We start from the raw sequence: 2,893 nt of genomic DNA, 5'->3' as shown, positions 1-2,893 counted from the left end.
GCCCACCAGCCAGGCCCCGGCCCGCACCCGCCCGTCCAGGGCCAGCGCACAGCCCCACACCGCCGTCAGGGTCAGCGCCAGCAGCAGGCCCTCGGTCATCGGGCGCACGGCCGTCGTCCCGCACGGCAGGACGTAGTACAGGGCCTGCCCGGTCAGACAGACCACGGTCGGTGCGCGCAGGGTGCGCAGGATCAGGAAGACCAGCGCCCCGCCCGCCGCCGCCACCGCGACACCCGCCGCCCACATGCCCCAGGTCACGCCGAACAGGGTCAGGAACGGCACCAGGAACACCGGATAGCCGGGCCGCGCCTCGAAGATCCGCATGAAGCGCTCCGGCATGAACGGCACCGTGTGCCCGCCGGTCTGCCCCGCCGCGAGCCGCGCCCCGACGTTGCCCCACTCCCGCTCCCGGCACGCGGCGAGGACCTCCGCGGTCGGGTCGGCGCGATGGAACCGCACCACGTCGACGCTCTGCCGGCGGGCCGCGACCGCCGCCTCCCCCTCGCACGCCCAGTCGATCGTCGCGACCGCCGCCTCGTGCTTGCCGTCCCCGCGCAGACTCAGCGCGTACGACAGGTAGTTCTTGCTGTCCGGGGTGCCCCGGCCGGTGACGTTCGCGAGCTGGAGCAGCGCGTACACCACGGCCAGGACGAGCACCCAGGCTCGTGGGCGCAGGCTCACCTGGACGCCAGCACGTCGCCCGGAACGGCCGGAGCGGGCACCCGGACCGTGGTGGGGCCGGTCATCTCCTCGCCCAGCAGCAGCGTCCGCACGACCCGCTCGGCGGCCCGCCCGTCGTCGAACACGCCGAACCGCTCCCGGAAGCCGGCCCGCAGCCGCGCCGACTCCTCGTCGCGCCAGCTCCCGGAGGTCATGAGTGCGGCCAGTTCCCGGTAGTCGCGCGAGACGTGGCCCGGCGGCTCGGCGGTGATGTCGAAGTAGGTGCCCCGGCTCGCCGTGTACGCGGCCCAGTCGTCGGCGTGCACCACGACCGGCCGGTCCAGGAGGACGTAGTCGAACATCAGGGCCGAGTAGTCGGTGACCAGGACGTCGGAGGCGAGCATCACGTCCTCGACGTCGGGGACGTCGCTCGCGTCGACCACGATCCCGCGCCGGTGCAGGTCGGACAGGCCCATCCCGCGCGCGTGCCCGGTCGCCAGGGACGGGTGCAGCCGCACCACCAGGGTGTGGCCCTCGCCGAGGTCGGCTGCGAACCGGGCCAGGTCGATCCGGTCGGCGTGACCGCCGCGGACGTACTCCCGGCGGGTCGGCGCGTACAGCACCACCGTGTGACCGGCGGGGAGGCCGAGGCGGGCACGGGCGCGCGCGGAGGCCTGCGCGTCGGCGGTCACCAGCACGTCGTTGCGCGGGCTGCCGGTGCGCGCCGAGGTGAAGTGGCAGGGGTAGGCGCGCTCCCAGACCAGTTCGGAGTGCGGGTTGGCGACCAGGCTGTGGTCCCAGCGGTCCGCGCGGCGCAGCATCTGCGGCACGTCCACCCCGTGCCGGGCGCCGGGCCGCTCCAGCAGGTCGGCCGCCATGAGCTTCAGCGGGGTGCCCTGGTGGGTGTGGATGTGGACGCTGCCGGGGCGCTTGGCGAGCGTGCCCGGCCAGTTGACGTTGTTGACGAAGAAACCGGCCCGAGCGGTCACCCGGCGGTACGCGGGGGAGTCCAGCAGCACGTGCTCGACCCCGTCGGGGAGCCGGTCCGCCGTCTCCTGGTCCCGTACGACCCACACCCCGCGCAGGTGCGGGGCGATCTCCTGCGCCTTGCGGTACACGGCCCCCGGGTCGCCGAGGACACCCCGGTGCGAGAACGCCGAGTACACCACCAGCCGCGGGTCCAGCGGGCGCCGGGCCTGCGCGGCGTACAAGCCCCGGCGGACGCGCGCCGCCGCCGCCCCGCGCGCCAGCGCCGTACGCCGGGCGAGTTCCCGCCCGGCGCGCGCTCCCTGCCGCCAGGCCACGTAACCGGCGTACGGCCCCCGCAGCACGCGCAGTTCGGCGGGCACCGGCTCGCCCGCCGGACGGTGCCGGGCGAACAGGGCGGCCGTACGGCGGAAGAACTCGCCCCGGTCGGACGGGGGCAGCCGGTCCGGCTTGGCGAGGATGTCCAGACAGTGGTCGCCCATCTTGCGGTGCAGGTAGGGCCGCCAGCTCGCCAGCTCGGGCCGGGAGTCGACGAAGGCGAAGACCCGCTCGTACTGCTCGTGGATGTCGAAGTGCTTGCGGCTGGTGGTGGACAGGATGTTGCCCTGGCGGCGCTGGCGGTAGTTCAGACAGATCTGGTCCAGCGTGGCGATGCGTCGCGCGCTGAGCATGACCGGGAAGGTCCAGGGCGTGTCCTCGTAGTAACCGGGCGGGAAACGGAAACCGTTCTCCTCCACGAAGTCCCGCCGGTACACCTTGTTCCACACGACCATCAGCAGATCGAGGATCTCCGGGTGCTCGGCGGCCGTGAACGCGGCGTCGCCGCAGTCGGCGAGGACGTGCGCGAGGGCGTTGCGGCGGGTGCCGCCCCACCAGTAGGTGCGGGCGTAGTCGAAGACGAGCACGTCCGGGTCGGCGACCTCGTCGAGGCGGTCGGCCATGGCGCGCAGGGCGCCCGGCGTGAGGGTGTCGTCGCTGTCCAGGAAGAACAGGTAGTCGCCGCTCGCGTGCGGCAGGCCCGCGTTGCGGGCGCGGCCGAGGCCGGCGTTCTCCGGCAGGTGCAGGACCCGCACCCGGTCGTCGAGGGCCGCGTACTCGTCGAGGATCGCACCGCAGCCGTCGGGCGAGCGGTCGTCGACGGCGATCACCTCGACGTCCCGGTACGACTGCTCCAGGACCGAGTCGAGGCACTCGCGCAGGAAGCCCTGCACCTTGAAGCAGGGGACGATGATGCTGAAGCGGGGCA

The 2,893-nt window shown here is 73.8% G+C and carries 1 protein-coding gene and 1 pseudogene; both read right to left on the bottom strand.

Annotated features, from left to right (window positions below; all coding sequences use genetic code 11):
* Positions 1-675 (bottom strand): annotated as a pseudogene (locus BZL64_RS36785) (hypothetical protein); the annotation flags it as partial.
* 2 nt (positions 676-677) lie between these two features.
* On the bottom strand, positions 678-2,893 hold a 2,216-nt coding region (locus tag BZL64_RS36780), incomplete at its 5' end, for a bifunctional glycosyltransferase/CDP-glycerol:glycerophosphate glycerophosphotransferase (RefSeq protein ID WP_107430426.1).

The sequence above is a fragment of the Streptomyces bobili genome, assembly GCF_002154575.1.
Lineage (GTDB): Bacteria > Actinomycetota > Actinomycetes > Streptomycetales > Streptomycetaceae > Streptomyces > Streptomyces bobili.
Note: the sequence above shows the minus strand (reverse complement) of the source record. Positions and strands in the feature narration are given on the sequence as shown.